The following is a 780-nucleotide window of genomic DNA, read 5'->3' as shown; positions in this document are numbered from 1 at the left end:
CTGGCAGTGCAGAGCGGTTAGACGACGAGTACGCGCGAAAGATCTTTACCGGAGCGAAACCGATCTCCGAACCGCAATACGAATCATTTCCTACACAGGTGAGCAAGAAATCGTTGCATGATTTCCTTCTTACCCACCTGACGCCCCTCCCAAGCACACGGGCCACATTGGACGACCGCTGCCAAGAAGTCGGCAAAGACACCGGACTGCCCTCAACCCTCACTATCGAACCAGAAGCATTCATTTGGGCACTCACAGATTGGTTCGACGCGATCATCCACGATCCAAACCATTGCGATGTCCTTGAACACTGCTACCGACTTCGCCTTGAAGACCAGGAACCAGAAGAAATAAACCCCGTGCCGCAGCCGCTCTATCAAGGAGATCGCGTCGACGTCACGGAACCGCCCGCACTGCAAAAACACAAGCCAGGATTTTGGGCCGAGTTCACTCACACCTGGACACTGCGCAACGTGGGCAGCATCGACTGGACCAGTCGGACACTCGTCTGTACGAATCCAACAGACCCGCGACTACGACCCGTCGGCACCACACAGATTGCCATTCCTGACAGCCCACCAGCGACAGCGAGGTTCATCAAGATTTCTTGCACGTTTCGGGCGCAAGGCTACGAAGGAGCAGCCTCAAGCCACTGGGAAATGCGCAACCAGGAAGGCGAGAACTGCTTCCCTCGTGAAAGCGCGACCTTCAATGTCGATGTCACAGTTATTAACCCGGATCTTCAAGCGATAAGGCAGGAACGATGAGCGAAGCTGAATT

1 protein-coding gene is annotated in these 780 nt (G+C 54.9%); it reads left to right on the top strand.

The annotated features are described in order from the left end of the window. A partial coding sequence (locus tag HMPREF2975_RS11970; RefSeq protein WP_083314425.1) for an NBR1-Ig-like domain-containing protein occupies nucleotides 1-767 on the top strand: 767 nt, incomplete at its 5' end. Nucleotides 768-780: the final 13 nt, after the last annotated feature.

Source organism: Actinomyces sp. HMSC065F12 (assembly GCF_001814535.1).
Taxonomy (GTDB): Bacteria; Actinomycetota; Actinomycetes; order Actinomycetales; family Actinomycetaceae; genus Pauljensenia; species Pauljensenia radingae_A.
The sequence above is the reverse complement of the archived record's forward strand: the minus strand, read 5'-3'. Positions and strand labels throughout refer to the sequence as shown.